Origin of the sequence: Mycobacterium sp. 1245111.1 (assembly GCF_001673405.1) — a bacterium.
Taxonomy (GTDB): Bacteria; Actinomycetota; Actinomycetes; order Mycobacteriales; family Mycobacteriaceae; genus Mycobacterium.
This window is the reverse complement of the sequence record NZ_LZLV01000012.1, coordinates 26,620-46,775: the sequence shown is the minus strand read 5'-3', so window position 1 is coordinate 46,775 and position 20,156 is coordinate 26,620. Positions and strand designations below refer to the sequence as shown.

At 61.2% G+C, this 20,156-nt stretch carries 17 protein-coding genes and 2 pseudogenes; 4 read left to right on the top strand and 15 right to left on the bottom strand.

Annotated elements, in window-relative coordinates; translation table 11 throughout:
* Positions 1-56: 56 nt before the first annotated feature.
* From A5658_RS02520 to A5658_RS02500, 5 genes and pseudogenes are all read right to left on the bottom strand, one after another.
* Positions 57-1,389: pseudogene (locus A5658_RS02520) on the bottom strand (flavin-containing monooxygenase); the annotation flags it as partial.
* 69 nt (positions 1,390-1,458) lie between these two features.
* On the bottom strand, positions 1,459-2,319 hold the full coding sequence (locus tag A5658_RS02515; protein WP_067330774.1) for a sulfite exporter TauE/SafE family protein: 861 nt from the start codon (positions 2,317-2,319) through the stop codon (positions 1,459-1,461).
* A 30-nt stretch (positions 2,320-2,349) separates the two neighbouring features.
* Positions 2,350-3,027 carry a GAP family protein gene (locus A5658_RS02510; protein ID WP_156751219.1) on the bottom strand — a complete coding sequence of 226 codons (678 nt, stop codon included), beginning with the start codon at positions 3,025-3,027 and terminating at the stop codon, positions 2,350-2,352.
* A gap of 54 nt (positions 3,028-3,081) precedes the next feature.
* Entirely contained in the window at positions 3,082-4,260 is a 1,179-nt protein-coding gene (locus A5658_RS02505) for an NAD(P)/FAD-dependent oxidoreductase (protein ID WP_067330767.1), read from the bottom strand.
* A gap of 90 nt (positions 4,261-4,350) precedes the next feature.
* A complete protein-coding gene (locus A5658_RS02500) occupies positions 4,351-4,956 on the bottom strand; it encodes a hypothetical protein (protein WP_067330762.1) in 606 nt (201 codons plus the stop codon).
* A 347-nt stretch (positions 4,957-5,303) separates the two neighbouring features.
* Between A5658_RS02500 and A5658_RS02495 the strand changes: the two genes are divergently transcribed.
* The 3 genes from A5658_RS02495 (at position 5,304) to A5658_RS02485 (ending at position 8,988) form a co-directional block, all read left to right on the top strand.
* Entirely contained in the window at positions 5,304-5,702 is a 399-nt protein-coding gene (locus tag A5658_RS02495) for an MmpS family transport accessory protein (protein WP_067330887.1), read from the top strand.
* The gene (locus tag A5658_RS02490; RefSeq protein WP_082992894.1) at positions 5,699-8,587 is read left to right on the top strand and encodes an RND family transporter; all 2,889 of its coding nucleotides are present in this window, start codon (positions 5,699-5,701) and stop codon (positions 8,585-8,587) included. The genes A5658_RS02495 and A5658_RS02490 overlap by 4 nt, the downstream gene beginning before the upstream one ends.
* A gap of 152 nt (positions 8,588-8,739) precedes the next feature.
* Positions 8,740-8,988: a metal-sensitive transcriptional regulator gene (locus A5658_RS02485; RefSeq protein WP_067330884.1), complete on the top strand. Its 249-nt coding sequence runs from the start codon at positions 8,740-8,742 to the stop codon at positions 8,986-8,988.
* Positions 8,989-9,627: 639 nt separating this feature from the next.
* On the opposite strand, the gene A5658_RS27845 is transcribed toward A5658_RS02485, so the two are convergent.
* From A5658_RS27845 to A5658_RS02435, 9 genes and pseudogenes are all read right to left on the bottom strand, one after another.
* Entirely contained in the window at positions 9,628-10,014 is a 387-nt protein-coding gene (locus A5658_RS27845) for a hypothetical protein (RefSeq protein WP_156751217.1), read from the bottom strand.
* 22 nt (positions 10,015-10,036) lie between these two features.
* A complete protein-coding gene (istB, locus tag A5658_RS02470; RefSeq protein ID WP_067330753.1) occupies positions 10,037-10,855 on the bottom strand; it encodes an IS21-like element helper ATPase IstB in 819 nt (272 codons plus the stop codon).
* A 2-nt stretch (positions 10,856-10,857) separates the two neighbouring features.
* Positions 10,858-12,108 (bottom strand): IS21 family transposase, encoded by a 1,251-nt coding sequence (gene istA / locus A5658_RS02465; RefSeq protein WP_067330750.1) that lies wholly within the window; start codon positions 12,106-12,108, stop codon positions 10,858-10,860.
* Between the two features lie 75 nt (positions 12,109-12,183).
* A pseudogene (locus A5658_RS02460) lies at positions 12,184-12,522 on the bottom strand (NAD(P)-binding protein); the annotation flags it as partial.
* On the bottom strand, positions 12,500-13,465 hold the full coding sequence (locus tag A5658_RS02455; RefSeq protein ID WP_067330881.1) for an alpha/beta hydrolase: 966 nt from the start codon (positions 13,463-13,465) through the stop codon (positions 12,500-12,502). The pseudogene A5658_RS02460 and the gene A5658_RS02455, both read right to left, overlap by 23 nt.
* Positions 13,462-14,979: an NAD(P)/FAD-dependent oxidoreductase gene (locus A5658_RS02450; RefSeq protein ID WP_067330743.1), complete on the bottom strand. Its 1,518-nt coding sequence runs from the start codon at positions 14,977-14,979 to the stop codon at positions 13,462-13,464. The genes A5658_RS02455 and A5658_RS02450 overlap by 4 nt, the downstream gene beginning before the upstream one ends.
* A gap of 50 nt (positions 14,980-15,029) precedes the next feature.
* Complete coding sequence (locus A5658_RS02445) at positions 15,030-16,517, bottom strand: NAD(P)/FAD-dependent oxidoreductase (RefSeq protein ID WP_067330740.1); 1,488 nt, start codon at positions 16,515-16,517, stop codon at positions 15,030-15,032.
* A complete protein-coding gene (locus tag A5658_RS02440; RefSeq protein WP_067330736.1) occupies positions 16,514-17,437 on the bottom strand; it encodes a reductase in 924 nt (307 codons plus the stop codon). The genes A5658_RS02445 and A5658_RS02440 overlap by 4 nt, the downstream gene beginning before the upstream one ends.
* Positions 17,438-17,450: 13 nt before the next feature.
* Positions 17,451-18,305 (bottom strand): SDR family NAD(P)-dependent oxidoreductase, encoded by an 855-nt coding sequence (locus A5658_RS02435; protein ID WP_067330733.1) that lies wholly within the window; start codon positions 18,303-18,305, stop codon positions 17,451-17,453.
* Positions 18,306-18,433: 128 nt separating this feature from the next.
* Between A5658_RS02435 and A5658_RS02430 the strand changes: the two genes are divergently transcribed.
* Positions 18,434-19,066 (top strand): TetR/AcrR family transcriptional regulator, encoded by a 633-nt coding sequence (locus tag A5658_RS02430; protein ID WP_156751216.1) that lies wholly within the window; start codon positions 18,434-18,436, stop codon positions 19,064-19,066.
* Positions 19,067-19,242: 176 nt separating this feature from the next.
* Here the strand turns inward: A5658_RS02430 and A5658_RS02425 are convergent, their stop codons facing one another.
* Positions 19,243-20,112: a metal-dependent hydrolase gene (locus A5658_RS02425; protein ID WP_067330727.1), complete on the bottom strand. Its 870-nt coding sequence runs from the start codon at positions 20,110-20,112 to the stop codon at positions 19,243-19,245.
* Positions 20,113-20,156 lie beyond the last annotated feature (44 nt).

Below are 20,156 nucleotides of genomic sequence, written 5' to 3'. Positions count from 1 at the left end.
GTCTCCACCAGTCTTTACAAACATGCACTCGATGTCAATATCTGGACATTATTGGACTAGGGGTTAAGTGCGCGTCTCGCACCCATGGCCGGCCCAGGACCCGGCAGACTCGGTGCAGCGGGGCCTCCGACCTTTAGACGCCCGACCTTTCTCAAGACGTAATCGCCGCTGCGCGGCTTCCGCGTGAGAAGTCGATAAACCAAGGTCGGCCCCGGCCAGTTCGTCGGGATTTCCCCACTCGAGGTTCGATACCAGCTCGCACACAGCGCCCACACCGACCTCCGTAGTCGCCTTCTCAAGCGCGTGTTGTAACGTTGCGCGATCTCTGACTTGACCTCGACCGCATGACCCGGATGAGCAGCCACGACCTTGATGAGCGTTGTGATGTGACGGACTTGTGACTCGATCATGTAGAGGATCGACCCCGAGCCCACATTCGTGTTGGGACCATAAAGCAGGAACAGGTTCGGGAACATGGGGACAGTGATGCCCAGATATGCGTATGCCTGGGTCTTCCACACCTCGGCCAAGAAGACTCCGCGAGAGCCGCGCACGGACATCGGGGCGAGAAAATCGGTGGCGCGAAAACCGGTTCCGTAGATCACGACATCTGCAGGACGAAACTCTCCATCCACGGTCTTGACACCCTTGTCGCAGAGCTCTGCGATAGCCTTCGGCACCAACGACACGCGATCACTCGCGATTGCTGGATAGTAATCATTCGAGAACAGCACTCGCTTGCACCCTGGCGCGTCGGAAGGCGTCAATTGCTCGCGCAAAGATGGGCTGCCAACCTGCCGATGTAGGTGGCGGCGCGCGATCGCACCGAGGACGCGTGAGAGGGGCTTCGCGTCGACTAGCGTCACAGCGAGCAACTCGAAAAGTAGCCATACCGCGAAACGCTCGAGGCGCTGCGCCATCGGCAATAATCCGCTCACCCTGTGGTGAAGGACTCCATACCTGCTGTCCCACTTCGGCAAGATCCACGGAGCCGTGCGCTGATATAGCGTGACATGCTCTGCCTCGCGGGGCTATGTGCGGCACGAATTGGATCGCACTAGCTCCTGTGCCGATGACGGCTACTTGCTTGCCGCGAAGCGAAACCGACCGGTCCCAACGCGCCGAGTGAAAGCGCGGCCCCTGAAAGGTGTCTGCGTCGGCGATATCAGGTATGTGGGGTAAGGACAGCTGACCCACGGCCGAGACGACGACATCGCAGCATATCGTCTCGTTCGAGCTCGTGGACAGTGTCCAACGCCCGGACTGTTCGTCGAAGGTCAGGTCGACAACTTCGGTCTGCGTGCGCAGATGTGCGTCCAGTCCGCCACTCTCCACGAGTCGTTGGAGGTACTCAAGTATCTCGGGTTGCTCGGCATACCGCCGTGACCAGTGTCAACAACTTGCTAAAAGTAACCCCGAGTCAACTTCTGAATTTTGACCCCCTAGAAGTCGTCTGACTTAGGGACTCGGCGGGTGCTCGTGCGCGAGGTGTAATCCGGCAGTGAGGGCGACGTAGACGGAGACGGCGATCAGTGCGACGGCGAAGCTTCGGGTGAGCTTGGCACCGGAGATGCGTTCGCTGATAGCGGTGCCGCTCAGAGATCCCGCGATGGCGGCCGCAGTGAACGACGCGACCAGTGTCCAGGGGATGTGAGCGGCGGGCAGACGTGCCGCGAAGGCGCCCGCGCTGGTGATGGCGATGATGACCAGGGATGTGCCCACCGCGATGGGCATCGAATAGTCCATGGCCAGTACCAGGGCGGGCACGATGAGGAACCCGCCGCCGACGCCGAGGAATCCGGTCAGAAATCCCACCATGAGCGCCGCCGCGACGAACTTGCCGGCCCAAGCAACGCGGGTCTGTGGTCGCGCCGCGGGGGCCGCGGCCATCGTCGCGGCCGGCACCGCGACGGGGTGGCCGGTCTCGGCGGCGGGCGGGTCCGGTTGGTGTCGGGGTTGTGTGGTGCGGCGCAGCATCCCGATCGCGGCGGCCACCATGAGCACGGAGAACGCGATCATCAGGAGTTGAGGGTTGACGGCACGGTTGAGCATCGACCCCGCGAATGCGGTGGTTGAGCCGATCACCCCGAACGCCGTGGCGGCTTTCCACCGCACCCGGCCACCGCGGGCATGAGCGATCGCGGCGACGGCGGAGGTCAGCCCGACGATGATCAGTGAGGCGCTGGTCGCTGGTCGTGGCCCCACATTGAGGGCTGATACGAGGATGGGCACGGCGAGAATGGAGCCGCCACCACCGAGAGTGCCCAGGCACAGTCCCAGCAGGACTCCGCTGATGACAGCAATACCAATGGCGCTCATCTCACCTGATCGCTTGTGTGTGAGTCGGGTTCACGGTCGGGCCAGCCCGTAGATGATGATCGCGGCACCGATGGTCATCAGGGTCACCGCGGTGGTTTCGTGTTGGCGTGCAGCAATCACGCCCCGGACGCGTTCGAGTCGGTGGTCGATGCGCGCTCCGGCGAGCAGATAGATCAGCACGGGTGCGGCGACGGTCGAGGTTGCCACTGCGACGTAACACCCCAGCGCTGTGATGATCGCCGCAGGCGAGCCTAGGGCGGTGATCTGGGTTCCCGCGGCCGCGCTGGCGGCCAGCACTTTGGGGTTGAGCAGTGGCGGCAGCAGACCGATCGCCGCGGAGGTAGGCGGTCGGATGCCGCCGAGGTGGCGATGCCAGCCCGGATCGGTAGTCGACGCGCGGCGTCGTCGCCGCCAGGTGCGGAACCCGGCGACAATCATCGCGGCCCCGATCGTGGCAGCGCCGAACTTTGTCCACGACGGCAGGTGTCGGTGCGTTGCCCCCGCGAGGAGAGATGATGCGCCGGTGACTGCCAGCGCGGATGCTGTCAGCGCGGTGGCTCGACCGGCCAGGTAGGCGATGCTGGATGCGCGGGGGCGGTCGTTGTGGATCAAGATCACGAGGGCGATGACGACGGGGATCGGCGAGAGCGCCATGGCCAGTGCTGGACCCATCAGCGTGGCCAGTAGCGCAGCCGTAACCTCATGCACGACAGCGGCTCTAAAGCCGGGGCAGTGTGCAGCTGGTGTGGCGGCCTGGGTGGCTCACGGAGCTGCCGGTGCGGTGTGTTCCCAGATCGCGCGCCAGTCGTGTTCTTCGCCGTGTTTGTCGTGGTGCAGCTGTTCTGAGGGCGGGCTGAGGTGGATCGCGGGGTGGGGCATGGTGAAGAAATTTCCCTGTCCCAGCGCGGATTGGCCGCTGCCGGTGTCGACGAAGCAGTATCCCTCTCCCGACAGTGCGGTGTCGGTGTCGGTTTTGCCGAGGTAGTGCAAGGCGTTGGCTGCGGCGGCTTTGGCCCCGTTTTTGGCGAAGATGGCCGCTTTGGGCAGCGGACGCCCCGACGGAGAGGTGATGACGGTGGTGTCACCTATGGCGTAGATCCCCGGGTACTGGGTTTGCATGGTGGTCGCATCCACGCTGATCCAGCCACCGCCGTCGATGCTCACGGCGGGTTCGTGCGGCGGAATGAACACCAGCAGATCAAACGCGGCGTCACCGCCGTGTTGGAAGTGGATGGTGTTGGCGTCGGCATCGATGTGGTCGACGGCGTGCTCCCCGAAGAACGCGATGCCGTTGGCGTTGAGCAGCTCGACGAGCTCGGGGCCGGCGAAAGGGCCCGCGGAGGGCATGGGGTGCTTTTCGGGACTGAACACCGATATCGAGGTAGCAGAGCGTGTTCCGTTCTCGCGCAGCAGGTCTGCGGCCAACAGTGATCCCTCATAGGGTGCGACCGGGCAGCGGTAGGGCTGCGCGGTCACCAAGAACACCAGGTTGCCGCCGGTGAATCCGCGCAATGCCTGATGGGCCCGGGAGGCGGCGTCCGCGCTGTAGTAGTGCACGGCCGTCCCACGCTCGACGGCGTCACGCAGCCCGGGAGTCTTGTCGATGGCGTTGCGGGCGCCGGTGGCGATCACCAGGGCGTCGAATCCGATGTCGGTGCCATCGGTCAGGGTGACGGTGTGGGTCTGCGGGTCGACGGCGCTCACCGTGCCGGTCACCTGGTGAACGCCGGCCAGTGTGTCGGCGGCGGGCCGGATTGGCACGCTGTCGGGGCCGCGCCAGCCCCGCATCACCCAGGGCAACGTAAACCCCAGGAAGTGGGAGAAGTCGTCGTCGACCACGGTGATGTCGAGATCGCCCAGATCGATCCCCGATTCGAACAACTCTTTGATCACGCTCAGGCCGCCGATTCCGGCACCGAGAACGAGAAGTTTCTGTGTCATGCCCTGTTACCTCCTATATCACTGCGGTGGTGGTTGCGTTGTGTGCCTGCCGCATTCGCGTTTGCGCTCGGCGTGCGCAGGGTGGTGGTGTTAGGGGTGGTTGCGGGGTCGGCTGAGTTCGCTGAATTGCGGTGCGCCCACCAGAACGCAGATCGCGGCGAGGAGGTCGGGCCCGTCGTCGGGTTCGGGGACACCGGTCAGTACCGGCCCGAAAACGGTGCGGTCATTGATAGTGAGCAGCGGGCTGCCGGCGGGGTCACCGTGCGCGTGTTGGCTGGCCTGGTGTGATGTCGCTACTGCGGCGTCGTGTGAGGTGTCAGCCAACGCGGCCGCGGTGGTGCGCGCAGCACCCACGGCGTGCAGCACGTGATCGGCCAGCGTGTCGCTGACTTCTGTTGACTGGTCGAAGTATTGGTCGGCGAAGGCGAAGTACGCGTCCCGCAGCGCCTGTGGGCCTAGTTCGTCGGCCAGTGCCGCCATGAGTCGACCGATCCGTCGTGAATCGTTCATGCGGGCCCGCTGAGGTGGGGGTAGCTCGCGGCCTTCGTTGAGCACCGCCAAACTCATCAACCGCAGATCGAAGGCATCGGTGGCTGAGGCCAGCCACCGCGCGGTGTTCCACGAGAACGGACACACCGGATCCAGCCACAGCGTGATCGCAGCGGAACGCTGACTCCCACCAGATGCGACAACCATGATTCGCTTCCTTTCTGGCTCCGGCCGAGTTCGTCAGCGTCACACCATGATCGGCGTCAATGGTCATCATGCGTGATGCCTACAGCTGCGTGGTGTTTGCAACCTGCCGGCACTGTGTCATCATGCTACATACCCATACCCCTACCGGTAAAGCGAGGCAGAGTGTGACGGCAAGCCGTCCGGGCGTCCATGGCAACAGGCACACCCCGCTGAGCAGTGACGCCACCGCGACACTGGCAAGCAGCTAAAAATTGGCTACCAAAATCCCTGCGGCGCCTCGCTCGAGTGACCGGTCCGAGAAAAGGAGCGGTGTCATCGTTGCGACGCTGGCGAGATCGTGGGTGGCCATGGTCGTAGTCGCTGCTGTTGTTCTGGGCGGGATCGCGGTAAGCGAGCTGCGCGGCGTATTCGGCTCCGAGGCGATTTTCTCGGCGACCGGCAGCAGCGCTGAGCCGCTGCCGCAGTCGACAGTCAAGCACGTGACGTACGAGATTGTCGGGGCCAGGGATGCCCGCGGCAGCCTGAGCTATCTCAACGCCCACGCCGTACCCGAGCAGGTGACGTTTGAGCATTTGCCCTGGACGTACACGATCTCGACGACGCTGCCCAGCGTGATCGCCAACGTGGTGGCCCAGGGCGACAGCGACACCCTGGGGTGCCGCATCACTGTCAACGGGCAGCTCACCGCCCAGCAGTCCTCCTCTGGGCATCACGCGCAGGTGTCGTGTCTGGTGAAAGCCGCATGACCGCCGACGACCGCGCGCGGCCGCGCCTGGCACGGTTCGTGCGCCGCTTCGCGGTGCCGATCATCGGGGTCTGGCTTCTGCTGACCGTCGTGGTCAATGTGTTGTGGCCGCCGATCGAGTCGGTCGCGCGTAACCATGCGGTGACGATGTCGCCGAAGGATGCGCCGGCGATGATCGCTTCGACACGCATCGGTGCGGTGTTTCACGAGTTCGACTCCGACAGCGTCGCGATGGTGGTCCTGGAAAGCGACACCCCACTCGGCGAGCAGGCCCACCACTACTACGACGACCTGGTCCGCGAGCTGGCCGCCGACCGCAAGCACGTCCAGCACGTCCAAAACGTGTGGGGAGACCCGCTGACCGCAGCGGGGGCGCAAAGCCGTGACGGCAAAGCCGCCTACGTACAACTGAACCTGGCCGGCAATCAGGGCAGCACGCTGGGCAACGAATCAGTCAAAGCAGTCCGTGTCGCCCTCGACCGACTTATCCCACCCCGGGGCCTACATGTCTATCTGACCGGGCCAGCACCGCTGACCACCGACATGAATGACGCCGCCGACAAAAGCATGCTCACCATGATGGGCGTGACCGGGCTGGTCATCATGATCATGCTGTTTGTGACCTACCGCTTGGTGAGCACAGTGCTGCTGGTGCTGGCCATGGTGGGTTTGGAAATGGGTACCGCCCGCGGCATTGTCGCAATCCTCGGCAACTACGACCTGCTGGGCTTTTCCACCTTTGTGGTGGCGATGTTGTCCTCGCTGGCCATCGCGGCCGGCACCGACTATGCAATCTTTCTCATCGGCCGCTACCAGGAAGCCCGCCAGGCCGGCGAAGACCGGGAAACGGCTTACTACAGCATGTTTCGCGGCACCTCCCACATCATCCTGGGCTCGGGGCTGACCATCGCCGGCGCCACCTTCTGCCTGCACCTGGCCCGCCTGGCCTACTTCAAGGCACTGGGAATCCCCTCCGCACTGGGATTGCTCGTCGTGGTCGCCGGCGCCCTGACCGCCGCACCGGCCATCGTCGCCGTCGCATCCCGCTTCGGGCTCCTGGAGGCCAAACATCCCATCAACGTCCGCCGCTGGCGCCACATCGGTACCGCCACCGTCCGCTGGCCTGCACCAGTATTCGCCGCCGCACTCGCGCTCGCCCTAGTCGGTGTCGCGATCATGCCCAGCATGAAAACCAGCTACGACGACCGCTTCTACATACCCCCAGATTTACCGTCGAACGTCGGCTACACCGCCGCCGAACGCCACTTCAGCCCAGCCACCATGAACCCCGACATCCTCATGGTCGAAGGCGATCACGACATGCGCAATCCCGCCGACATGATCATCCTGAATCGCATCGCCAAAGACGTCTTCAACACCCCCGGTATCGCGATGGTGCAAAGCATCACCCGCCCACTGGGCGGCCCGGTCGAGCACACCTCGATCCCATTTCAGATCAGCGCCCAATCCATCCCCATCCGCGAAAATCTGCAGTTCATGAAAGACCGGGCCGCGGACATGCTCACGATGGGCGACGACCTCGCCGACATGATCGCCTCGATGCAGCGCATGTACAGCCTGGTCCAACAGATGAGTGGAACGACCCATCGGATGCTCGGCGACATGACCGACATGAAGGCCACCCTCGATGACATCCGCGATCATCTCGCGGACTTCGACGACGTCGCCCGACCCATCCGAAGCTACCTCTACGCCGAGCAACACTGCGTCAACATCCCGGTCTGTCAGGCCACCAAATCGGTGTTCGAGTCGATCGACGGCGTCGATAAGTTCAGCGAGAACATGAAGGCACTGCTCGGCGATGTCGGCGACATCACCACACTGATTCCGCAGATGGCCCAACAATTCCCGCCGATCATCGCTGTCGCGCAAGCCATGCGGGCATCGCTGTTGACCATGCACAGCAGCTTCGCCGGACTTGTTGATCAGATCGCGCAGATGACCGACACCGCCAGCGCGATGGGCCAAGCCTTCGACGCCTCCAAAAGCGGCGACTACTTCTACCTACCGCCAGAAGCGTTCCAAAACGCAGACTTTCAGCGTGGACTAAAGCTGTTCCTCTCACCAGACGGACACGCGGCGCGGTTCATCATCACCCACGACACCGACCCCGCCACCCCCGCCGGCATTTCGGCGGTCCTGCCCGAACTCACAGCCGCCCACCACGCCGTCAAAGGCACCAGCCTGACCGACGCGCACTTCTACCTCGCCGGCACCGCCGCGGTCTATCGGGACATCCAAGCCGGCTCACAGTATGACCTGATGATCGTCGGAATCGCCGCGCTCACACTGATATTCGCGGTCATGCTGATCATCACCCGCGCCGCCATCGCATCCATCGCCATCGTCGGCACCGTGCTGCTGTCCCTGGGTGCGGCGTTCGGACTGTCAGTGTTGGTGTGGCAACATATCTTCGGGCTGGAACTGAACTGGATCGCACCCGTGTTTGGGCTGATCATCCTGCTCGCGGTGGGCTCGGACTACAACCTGCTACTGGTCTCCCGATTCCAAGAAGAAATCCACGCCGGCCTCAAAACCGGCATCATCCGCTCCATGGGCAGCACCGGCGGCGTCGTCACCGCCGCCGGCCTCGTCTTCGCCTTCACCATGATGTCCATGGTCGCCAGCGACCTACGCTCCATCGGCCAAGCCGGCACCACCATCGGCCTGGGCTTGCTCTTTGACACCCTCATCGTGCGCTCACTGATGACACCATCCATCGCAGCACTGCTCGGACGCTGGTTCTGGTGGCCCCAACAACCATCACGGACGGTGTATTCCTCGTCTCACCCCGACGGCGTCGACCACTTCAACCGGCACGCCGACAGCGCTTTACCCGTAGGCCGGCCGGACTACCGATCATGACGATCACAACCCTGCGCGCCAGCCAGGACCAGCGGCGACCCCGCAACCGCGCAGCCCACCACATGGTCGACGAATCCCGGATTCATACCCCCCCGGGTAGACTGCACAGCGAGACAACCGATGGAGGACACGTGATAGACGACACCGAACGCATGAACGAGGTGCTCGCCCGACTGCGCCGCGCCCAAGGCCAACTCGCCGGCGTGATCTCCATGATCGAACAAGGACGCGACTGCAAAGACGTCGTCACCCAACTCGCTGCGGTCTCCCGGGCTCTCGATCGCGCCGGATTCAAAATCGTGGCATCTGGCATGCGGCACTGCATCACCAGCGACCACGCCGGCACACCACCGCGACTCACCGAAGACGAGCTAGAGAAGCTATTCCTATCGCTGGCATAACAACGAGGAGTTTTGCGCCGCACTAGGATTCGAATGGATGGCTACCAGCCAGTGTTCGACAGCAGCAGGCGGCCCACACGACTCCACATGCGGCGGGCCACCAGCCCAGCCTCAGTCGGCAAGTTTCGCGAAGCGATCGAGGAGGTCGCCGCATTAACATGTGGACGAGCACAACGCCCCTGCCGACACCGTGACCAGTTCTGTCATCCCGTAGCTGGTGGGGAATGATTACGATGATGACGCGGCGTAGAGTTCCCTCACCGTGAGCAACTTTTTTGGCGAGTCTGCGGCCAGGGAACCAGCGTCATGGTCGAAGAGTAATCGGCCGCGCTTGCAAGCCTGAAGGAGATAGTCGTGGTTGTCTCGGTCGCACACCGCACCGAAAGCGATCGAGCAGAGCTGCGCCAACTAGCCGAGAGGCACGGGTGGGACCGCACTGAGGACGGCGCAGATTTCTTCGCGCGCAACGCAACTCAGGTGGAAGTGCATTATTGCAACGACGCCGCCGTCGCGGTCAGACGTTTACAAGATCGACGACCGGTGACTTACTACAGCACCGAAACTGACGCAAAAGCGTCAGCCGTCCACTGGCTGACAGCTCCGCGCACCGACACATAACGCTCTTGCGCCAGTCTTGCTCTACAACCGGTCGAGCAACCCATTGCTTTTCAGGTCCGCCAGAACCATCGCCGTTAGCTCGGCAAAAAGCGGATCATCGCAGCCGCGAGGAAGGGCCAGGTCGTCCTCAACCCGAGCCGCTAACAAATAACCAGCCTTGATCTGAAAAACATCCGAAAACCTATCGTCGGGCCACAACGCCGCGACCAGGCTTTCAACGTCGGCGTCGGGGTAGCTGCGACATTCCGGCCGCGCCCACCGTTCCATCCAGGGTCGCGTGCCGAAATCAATATGCTGGCCCTCCATCACAAGACATCTTCTCATGTCCGCTGCAGGAAGACTCTTGCGATCAGGCAGACACCAGCAGATGATCGGCAGGAATTGGCATTCCGCAAGGCCGCGTTGCACGAATGGAGCCGTGCCCTGCCAGTCAATCGTCTGCGGCGCGGTTCTCTTTTGCAAGCAGCTGGCGGCGTTGGCGGGTGCGGTAGGAGTCACCAGTGAGGGTAAGGACTTCAGCATGGTGTACGAGTCGGTCGATCATGGCCGCAGCGACGACGTCGTCGGAGAAGGTCTCTCCCCAGCGCCCGAACGGCAAATTTGAGGTGACCATGATCGAGCCCTGCTCATAGCGAGATGCCACCAATTGGAAGAAGAGATTCGCGGCGTCTTGGTCGAAGGGTATGTATCCGACCTCGTCGATAATGATGAGTTTGTAGCGGCGAATCTTCTTCAACTCGACTTCCAGGCGGTTGGCCTGGTGGGCTGCCGACAGGCGAGCGATCCAGTTGCTGGCGGTATCGAACAGGACGCTGTAACCAGCATGTGCAGCCTTGACCCCGAGTCCGATGGCAATATGCGTTTTTCCAATACCGGGTGGGCCGAGCAGAATGACGTTCTCGGCCTTCGGTACGAAGGTGCCGGTCGCCAAGTGCGCCAGCACATCCCGGCGCAGCGAGGGCAGGTGATCGAGATTGAACTCCTCCAGTGTTTTGATCTGCGGAAAGTGAGCGGTGCGGATTCGCATGACAGTTCCAGCGGATTCACGGTCAGCGACCTGGCGCTGCAGCAACGCCGCCAGATACTCTTCGTGCGACCAGTTTTCATCGCGGGCCTGACCGGCTAGATCCTCCCAGCAGCGCCCGATCGTCGGTGTTTTGAGCACCCGGGTCAAATAAGCCAGCATCGAGGGCAACCCGTCGGCCGGTGCTGTGGCCGCCGGGGCGAGTTTCTGTTTCGTGGCTGTCATCGTCAACTCGTTTCTGTAGCGGGAACGGTGAAATCAACGCCGAACAAAGCGTCGTAGTCCGGCAGGGCACGCAGTGCGACAGGGTGGCCATCGGCGTGACGTCGCGCGGTCTCGCGTCGGTGGCGATCGGCGGCGAATCCAGCCCGCAAATGAGCAGCCAACGCCGAATGCTGAGGATCGGTGACGGTGTCATGTTTAGCCCAAGACCGTAGGTGGCGAGCAACGATCTGACCTTGACACAGCGCGGAGACATCGGTGGGTGACGCGGTGATGTCGACGAAGCGGCCGATCACGCGGGGATCCACGGAATAATCGACGGTGTCGATTCGTACGTAATAGTCGCGCGCCAGCCGAACGCGCTGAGTAAGTCCGGTCGATGGGGCAACACGTGGCAGCGGAATCATGGACCTGCAATCGGTCTCGAGCAGGTCGGATGGCCGACCCTGAATCGAGCGCACCACTCGGCTGTTCGCACGTTCAAGCCAGCTGCTGAGTTGGATATTGAAATCATCAGGCGAAGCAAATACTCTGCCCGGCAGAAATGACGTTTCCAAAAACCCGTTTACCCGCTCGACGAGTCCTTTGAATTCCGGATCGCGCGGTGGGGCGAGCTGGATTCTGGTCGCCAGTGTCCCTGCGAACCCCGCCGCAGGAACGCTCACCTTGCCGGAACCGCCGATCGCGGCTTCCCGGTCCCAGACAAGGGTTTTCGTCACCCGCCCCATCTGTCTGATCAGCGTCCACATCCCCGAGAGCAGATCGCCGGCTTGCCGGGAGGGCAGCATCGTGGCGGCGATATAGCGAGAAAAGCCGAGCACCATCACCAAGACCGGCAACACTCGCGCCTGCCCGCGCCCGACCGGAATCTGGGTCGCTGGGAACCACAGGTCGCACTGCGTAATCACGCCCGGTTCGTAGACAAAGCGGTCCACCGGGTCCAAACCCGCATACTCAGGACGGATTTCACGCAGCCGAACACGCAGCGGGTTCATCGTGTAGGGCCACCCGATGCGCTCGGCGATCACCGTTGCCGGCATCCGCGGATACTCCCTTAACAGCAACCGGATCTGAGCCTCGAATCCATCCGCGACACTGCCACGCGACGCACGCTCATACCGTGGTGGCCGATCAGAACTCAGAGCAGCACGCACGGTGTTACGTGCAACTCCCAGCCGCCGCGCAATCTCCCTAATCGGTATGTTCTCGGCACGATACAGCCGGCGAATCTCCGCCCAGTCCTCAATAGCAATCACCCCGCCAGCCTCAACCCTCAACGGGGTCAAAGTTCGAAAGTTGCGACGGGATCAGTTTTCAGGAGTTGCCGACAACCAGCGAGGATTGGGCGTGTATGAGAATGAATACAACGCTGACGGCACGTCGCAGGCCGCTCCCGGATAGATGTTGTCACGCCACACACCCCCGATGTCTGCAGCCTTTTCCAGGAGCGTGAAGTTCGTGAAACCGTCCTTCTTCAGCCGGTGGGCCATCGCAACCCCGGCGAAACCGGCCCCGATGATCACGATCGACGGATCGTATGCGCGACAGGCCGTCGCGAAGTTGCTGCTCATGAGGCAGAGACGACTGACTTCACGCTGCGGCGGTGTAGCTGGTGTAGGTGTAGGAGCATTGCCTGTTCGGACACTTTCACCTGACTCCCGAGGCTTCAAGGAAGCGTCCCGCTCGATGAATCGCGTCGCGGGCTTCGGGAAGAATCCGGAACATAGCCTGGAATACGTGGATCTGTCCCCGGTATACCTGGATCTCGACGTGGGATCCAGCCGATTGAAGTCGCTCGGCGAGACGGCGCGAGTCATCGATCAACATTTCCCTCCCGCCCACCTGAATGAGGATCGGCGGCATCGAGGTGAGGTCCGCGTCAAGCACGCTGAGGCGCGGATCGTCGCGATCTGCACCCCCTACGTAGAGGTCAAGAGCGCGCGCCGCTGATTGAGCGGAGGCAAAAGGATCCCGGCGGCGAAGTTCACGCGCCCTGGCGAGTTCGCACCTGAGATCCAGGACGGGAGACATCAGCAGCATCGCATCAGGGAGCGGCAATCCAGCTGCACGCGCGCCCAAGGCCGTGGCCATCGTGAGCTGACCGCCCGCTGAATCTCCGGCAACCGCGACGGTGCGCTGGCAAGAACCCGGGGACCCTCCGCTGGTAAGCCAGCGATACGCGTTCAGTGCATCGTCCGCGGCTGCGGGATAGGGATATCGTGGCGCAAGTCGATACTTGACGGCGAAGATTGGGCGTCCGCTTGCAAAGGCGAGTTCGCCGAGAAGACCGCGGTGCGTATCCGGCGAGCACATAGAATATGCACCGCCGTGTATGTATAGCAATGGGTTCGCATGCGGATTAATGACAGGCGTGGTGATCCAGTTCCCACGAATCGGGTTTCCGGCGAATACAGTGTCAACCTTGCGGACTGTGACGCCGCGCCGAGGCCGTGATGCGACGAGCGCTGTTCGAAGCACGCGATCCATCACCGCAAGTCCGTAGCCGTTTGATGGCATGAGCTGCGCCAGAGGGCGCAGCGTGGTCCGCGAAGACATCGCGACGAGATGACTGGCAATGCTGGGCTGCCAGTCAGGGGCATCCATTCTGGTCACCGGGGACATACCTCCTCGGGCCGATTCTCGAATCGGTAGTCCGAGAGGCGAAAGGTGCGGCTCCGCCAATAGGTCTCCAGAGTCGTTGATGGACGGAGTGGAACGTCACCGTGCCTGTCGAAGTAGTAGCTGTTGGCATTGGAACAGCTCGGCTGCCAGAAAACCTGCGTGTGACGCCGCCTTAGCACTTCGGCGAAATAACGGTCGTTCGCCTCCTTCTTGACCTCCACGCAGTTAGCACCCAGCGCCCGCGCGCGACGAAGACACCGGACGATGTGCCGACTCTGCGCCTCGATGAGCGTGAAGTACGAGGAACCGTTGTAGCCGTACGGGCCGAAGATGTTGAAATGATTCGGAAATCCCGGGACGCTCACCCCTTCGAAGGCCTGCAGTCGATGCTCGTCCCACCATGTAGCCTGCTCCAGCCCGCCGCGTCCCTTCAACACGTAAGTTGGCATGTTGCCCGACTCCATCACTTTGAAGCCGGTGGCCAGGATCAAGACGTCAATGGGATGAGCTTTGCCGTCTCGAGTATGGACGGATGCATGGTCGATATGGGTTATGCCGCTCGTCTCGAGCGAAACGTTGGACCGGTTGTACGTTGCGAGATAGGAATTGTGGAAGCTGGGTCGTTTACAGCCCAACGAGTAGCGCGGAATGAGTTGTTCTCTCGTCGTCGGGTCATGGACCTCACGCCGCATGTACCGCTTTGCGGCGCTCTCCATGACATCGGCGAACGGTATCACCGTATGAAAGTGAGCGGCTATTGGGAAAGTGATTTCCACGAACGCCTGGCTCGCGGTCCGGGTCACCAATTGTGCCCCCGGCAGGAAATGTAGAAGCCTTCCACCCCACGTCGGTATGGGGAAGTCTGGCTTCGGCAGACAATAAATTGGAGTTCGCTGAAAGACCGTCAGACTCTCCGCTTTTTTTGCGACTTCGGGTATCAGTTGCACCGCCGATGCACCGGTACCGATTACTGCAACCCTCTTCCCGCTGAGATCTTCGGAGTCGTCCCACCTAGCCGTATGCAGAGTAACGCCGGCGAAATCTCGCACCCCCTGGATTTCAGGCCATTTCGGCCGACTGAGAACGCCGGAGCAATTGACCACGAAGCGTGCGGTGATCTCCTCACCTTTTGCGGTCGTCAGACGCCAAAATGTTGCATTTTCGTCAAAGCAAGCTGCAGTGATGGTTGTATTGAAATGAATATGGTCTCCAAGCTTGTACTTTTCAACGCATTGCTCCGCATAGCCTTTGAGCTCGTTGCCGTGGGCGTATGTACGCGACCAGTCGGGGCGCATTTCATATGAAAATTGATAACTATACGACGGTATGTCGACAGCGATACCGGGATAGGTGTTCCAGTGCCACGTACCTCCGACGCCGTCGGCGTCGTCAACCATCAAAAAATCGGTAAAACCCGCCTTTAGTAAACTAATGCCGCAACCGATGCCAGAAAATCCAGCTCCAATGATGATAATTTCGTGATCTGGGTCAAACTTACGATCCATTGCTCAATTTCACCGTTCTGACGGTCAGCCTTCTCAGTTCAGATTCAGAGTTATTGCGTCAGCCGGAGGTGTGTATCATCGCGCCGGGTGATCACATAATCACGAGGATCCAAGCGGGAAAGTTCTCTCATAAACTGGGTCGCAAAACCCGGGTACATCGTGCCGTTGTAGCCGTCCTCGGTCAGATACCAACTGCTGCACCCCGAATTCCATGTCGTTCGTCGAAGGCGGCGCTGAATTTCGGAGTGATAGCGGCCCTGGCGATCCTCCCTCACATCCAAAGTACCGATGTCATTTTGCTGAAGGAGTTTGATCGCCTTGACTATGTAGTCAATTGCTGCCTCCATATATACGAGCGCCGAGTTGTGGCCTGGCCCGGAATTCGGTCCGAAAGTGAAGAACAAGTTCGGATAGCCGGCCACGCTCACGCTCTTGAAGGCGTATCTCCCCTGAGACCATTCGTCCCCAAGCTTCCGACCACCGAGGCCGCTAATCGGGAACGGGGTGCCACGTTTGCACACATCGAAGCCGGTGGCAAAAACGATGCAGTCCACCTCGTGCTCGACACCGTCGGCGGTTCGAACACCGTTGGGTGACAGTGTGGCGATGGGCCAGCTGATCAGCTTACAGTTATCCGACTGTAGCGCAGGGTAATAATCGCTGGTCATGAGCATACGTTTGCAGCCAGGTCTGAAATGGGGCGTCAACTGACGTCTCAACCAGGGGTCTTTCACCTGCCGACGGAGATGAGCCTTCGCCGCCAGTTGTATCGCTGACGTCGCAGCGGTGTTCCAGACCATACCCACTGCCATCACTTCGTGAGCCCAGAACCAGGCGTCACGGAGCGCCTGTTCGCTCACCGGCAATTGTTTGAAGGTCGAACGCGCCCAAGCCGGATGCTTGAGGTTCACCCTGGGCAACACCCAGCCGGGCGTTCTTTGGAAGACTTTGACCGACGCAGCCGACTTCACGAGCTCAGGAATGATCTGCACCGCGCTCGCGCCTGTCCCAATGACTGCAACCCTCTTATCGCCGAGATCGTAGCCCTGGTCCCATCGAGCGCTGTGGATCTTCTTTCCCTCGTACGAGTCAATACCCCGAATATCCGGAAAGCTGGCGTCGGCAAGTGGTCCACTGGCCATCACGACTGAACGAGCTTGATAACGCTTTCCCTCAGCCGTGTCGGCCACCCAGATGCCGGCACCCTCATCGAATTCCAAGGCGGTTACATCGGTATCGAACTGGATGAACCGGGCAAGGTCGTACTTGGTGACGATCTCGTCGATATATTCGAGGATCTCGGCGCTCCCCGAGTAGGTACGAGTCCAGCCTGGGTTCGGCTCGAAGGAATAGGAGTAGAGAACTGAGGGAATATCGCACGCCGCACCGGGATAGGTATTGTCTCGCCACGTGCCTCCGACGCGATTTGACCGTTCCACGATGACGAAGTCATCTGTGCCCTCTTGCAGCAGCCGAATCGCCGTACCGATACCTGCGAACCCGGCGCCGACGATCAACGTCGTCGTCGTGCCTGTCATTTGGCCACCGGTTCGTAGGTCAGTTCGTCCGTCCAGGATGGCGGCCGACCGAAAATCTGAACAGGGAAAACATCGATCGCATTGCCAAGGCGCTGAGACACGAAGTGCAGAGGCTGGGACCGCTTGATGGACGACGACATGTGCGCCTTCAAGATGTGATAGCCGGGCACCCTCCGCGTGTGCTCACTCCGGTCGCCGACATTGGCATACCGCGTCACCGCGTTGTACAACTTTTCCTCGGACAGGCCCATAGCGTTGAGATTCATCAACATGCGCGTCAGGAGCGGGATATACAGCAACGCGCCGGTGAGAATGCGCGGATCCACCAGAGCGCCCGCAGTTTGAATTGCGTGGATTCGCAAGGGGCTGGCGCCCAGGTCATTCAAAACCTGGAAGCCAACCGCGAGATGTCGCGATTCGTCGCTATTGACCTTGTTGAAAACCTCCCCGCACACAGGGTCGTCAACCTCATCGAGGAGAAACTTCAGCAGCGCTCCGTCGAGCGCGGTCTCCAGTGCCGGAATCGCGGCCCCAATGACGGTCAGGGGAAGGGCTTCGGCGTACCGGTCCAGCCATTCGATAACCAGCCGAATATTCTTGTTCGGGACCGGCTTCTCGCCTTCCTCAATCATGCCCCAGCGACGCATCAGGGCAAGTTCGGCATTGGCGTGACGCTGCTCCTCGGCGTGAAAGTAACGGTAAATGTCTCCGAGTCCTTCAAAGGGTGCCTTCGGAGCCATCGCGGCGAAGGCACGTGCTCCGACATGCTCAATCCACACCACGTCGGACATGAATTGCTTGAGTTTGGGACGCTGTTCGTCGGTGATCAGTTCCGCGCCAGGGGCGTCCCAATCGATATCGGCGAGAGCCCATTGCTTGTTTTTGATTGTCTCGAGCATGTCGCTATATGCGAAAGGCATTTTCCCTGCTCCTCTACTCGGCTGAATCGTGCCATGAGGCCATGCGCTCCACCAGGCCCAGCGTGCGTGTAAAGGGGCCGGGTAGGGCTCTCTTGAGTTGCCACAAAACTTTGGCATCGAGTTGGGGTACTACATAAATTTGTCCGCGATCGTGCGCGTTCAACGTCGTTCGAGCAACGTGCTGTGGCGAAATGCCGGTCCATTTCATCAGGTTGGTCGCGAGTCGTGCAGCCGCCTCGTCGATTTGAGGATTATTGGCGATGTTCGTCTTCACGAAGGTGGGGCAAAGCACTGTGACGTTGACGTCAGTACCGCTCAGTTCGGCCGCCAATGTCTCCGATAGAGCGAGCACTCCGGCCTTGCTCACGTTGTAAGCCGCCATCCGAGGGGCCGAGCCGAAGCTCGCTGCGGACGCCACATTGATGACTCCGCCATGCCCATTGCTCCGGAGCCGAGGCACGAAAGTCTCGCACCCATAGATAACGCCCCAGAGGTTGACAGAAATCGCCGCGTTCCAGTGCTCGATCGACGTCGCGCCGATACGGTTGCCGCCCGCACCGATTCCGGCGTTGTTGATGACGAGGCTTGCAGCCTTCCCAAACCAGTCTTCGCTCGCGTCAGCGAGGTTACGGATCTGCTCAAGATCGGTGACGTCGCATGCGATGTCGAATCCCTCGCCGCCAGCCTGCCTCACCAACTCTGCCGACTCTTTTGCGGTTATGGGATCTCTGTCGGCGCAAACCACGCGTCCACTTCGGCGTGCAAGCTCCACGGCGAATGCGCGGCCGATGCCGCTTCCTGCGCCTGTGACGACTGCATCGGCTCGGTACGTTCTGCCTGGTGAGCCGCCGAATGGCACCAATCTCATCCGTCTGCCTTTCGGGTCGCGACATGGACGTCTACTGTGAGGGAACTCTCATCTGAGGGCACCGGCCACCATTGGTGTCAGCTGCCACCAGTTTTGTCGTGGACCGAGCCCTTTGTCAAGATGGATAGGTGCGGTCGAGAAATAAGCGCTGGGGTGGTCGGACCGGCGCCGAGCGTCGTGCAGAACGTCGGCAGCAATTGATCGAGGCCGCAACCGAGATTTGGAGTGAGAGCGGTTGGGCCGCGGTCACTATGCGCGGCGTATGCGCCCGCACGAGGCTGAACGATCGATACTTCTACGAGGATTTCAAGACGCGCGATGAGCTGCTCGTCGCAGCGTGGGATGGCGTCCGCAATGACATGCTCGGCGAGGTCGCTGCGCTCTTCGACGAGCGTGTGAATCGGCCGCCGATCGAAACCATCACCGCGGTGATCGCCATCGTGGTCGACCGGATCGCACGCGATCCCGGTCGAGCGCACATCCTCCTCGCTCAGCATGTTGGTAGCTCACCGCTACAAGACCGCCGCGCCGTGGCGCTACAGGAAGCAACGCAGTTGGTCGTTGAGGCAAGCCGGCCACACCTCCGACAAGATGCCGACGAGATAGCCCTTCGCATGGACACTCTGATCGCAGTCGGGGGGTTCGTCGAAGTCATGACGGCCTGGCACTCGGGTCTGCTTGCGGTCACCGAGAAGGAAATGGTCGCGCACACGAGCAGACTGGCTGAAACCCTGGCTCAACGCTATATCGTCAGCGACTGACCCAGGCTCACAGGCCAGCCAGCTCCGTGACGATCGCTGCCGAACCGCATTCTTGGTCCGACCGCCGCCTTCACCGGCCACCGAGCACCGCACCCATGAGTCGACCGGCGCGCACCCTCTTCGGAAGGAGCGACCCAGGAACGGTGCTCCTGCTTCGCCAAACTTCCGCACCTTTGCTATCCCGACTGAGCGATAACTCGCTGTGAACCGTCTCGGTCGAACAGTTCCTTGCTCCAACGCTCCAGGACTCCAGCACTGTCCCAATCATCAGGGTGGAAACCCGGGCGGTTGTACGAACGGAAACGCCGCAGCGCATCAGCGGTGAACATCGGGGTGCGACTGAAGCGGTACAGACTGCGCACCAACGTGACCGGGTTATACGAGGCCTTGTCAGACGCCAGGGACAAGGCGGTCTGCAGAATGAGTTCGCCGAACAAAATTACTGAAGCGATCCGCATGCCCAGTACACGGGTGCGCTCGGTTCCTCCAATCAGCCGATAGACATCGAAGGCGACCGCTTTGTGCTCCGACTCCTCGAACGCATGCCACAGCAGAATCGGTCGAACCTCTGTCTGTCCAATGAGCTTCTGGGCGTCTTCGCTGGTAAGAATGATTTCCGCCAGCGTAGCGGTGTAGTGCTCCAATGCGGAAGTCATGGACAGCCGCATTTCCGGCGAAAAGCGCCGTTCCAATCGCTTGATCAAGCGTGCGACGTGACGATCGATTCGCGCGGTCGGATAACCCATGGCCTGGAGTCGTTCGTTGAGGAGCCGATGCTGGTGTCGGTGCGTGGCCTCTTGTCCGATGAAACCCTTGACCGCTGTCTCCAATTGGGGATCGTCGATGGAACTTTGGAAGTTCCTGACCGAGCGGATGAAGAAATCCTCGCCTTCCGGGAACGTCGCAGAAAGCGTCGAGATGAAATGGCTCATCACCAGGTCGCCATCTACGAAGTGTTGCCGCTTCGTGGAGGTCGGCATCGGAAACCGAACACGCCTGGGTTTTGGCAGCACCCGGGTCCTAGTCGGGGCTTGATCGTCCGACATTTGAGGTCCTTCCTCGAAGTTTGATCTGACTTTATGCCTTGTCA

What these genes read in the sequence shown, in the direction of transcription:
- A5658_RS02515 (WP_067330774.1), bottom strand. Translation starts at nt 2,319, where the DNA reads ATGAGCGCCATTGGTATTGCTGTCATCAGCGGAGTCCTGCTGGGACTG.
- A5658_RS02505 (WP_067330767.1), bottom strand. Translation starts at nt 4,260, where the DNA reads ATGACACAGAAACTTCTCGTTCTCGGTGCCGGAATCGGCGGCCTGAGC.
- A5658_RS02500 (WP_067330762.1), bottom strand. Translation starts at nt 4,956, where the DNA reads ATGGTTGTCGCATCTGGTGGGAGTCAGCGTTCCGCTGCGATCACGCTG.
- A5658_RS02495 (WP_067330887.1), top strand. Translation starts at nt 5,304, where the DNA reads ATGGTCGTAGTCGCTGCTGTTGTTCTGGGCGGGATCGCGGTAAGCGAG.
- A5658_RS02490 (WP_082992894.1), top strand. Translation starts at nt 5,699, where the DNA reads ATGACCGCCGACGACCGCGCGCGGCCGCGCCTGGCACGGTTCGTGCGC.
- A5658_RS02485 (WP_067330884.1), top strand. Translation starts at nt 8,740, where the DNA reads ATGAACGAGGTGCTCGCCCGACTGCGCCGCGCCCAAGGCCAACTCGCC.
- istB (WP_067330753.1), bottom strand. Translation starts at nt 10,855, where the DNA reads ATGACAGCCACGAAACAGAAACTCGCCCCGGCGGCCACAGCACCGGCC.
- A5658_RS02450 (WP_067330743.1), bottom strand. Translation starts at nt 14,979, where the DNA reads ATGGATCGTAAGTTTGACCCAGATCACGAAATTATCATCATTGGAGCT.
- A5658_RS02445 (WP_067330740.1), bottom strand. Translation starts at nt 16,517, where the DNA reads ATGACAGGCACGACGACGACGTTGATCGTCGGCGCCGGGTTCGCAGGT.
- A5658_RS02440 (WP_067330736.1), bottom strand. Translation starts at nt 17,437, where the DNA reads ATGCCTTTCGCATATAGCGACATGCTCGAGACAATCAAAAACAAGCAA.
- A5658_RS02435 (WP_067330733.1), bottom strand. Translation starts at nt 18,305, where the DNA reads ATGAGATTGGTGCCATTCGGCGGCTCACCAGGCAGAACGTACCGAGCC.
- A5658_RS02425 (WP_067330727.1), bottom strand. Translation starts at nt 20,112, where the DNA reads ATGTCGGACGATCAAGCCCCGACTAGGACCCGGGTGCTGCCAAAACCC.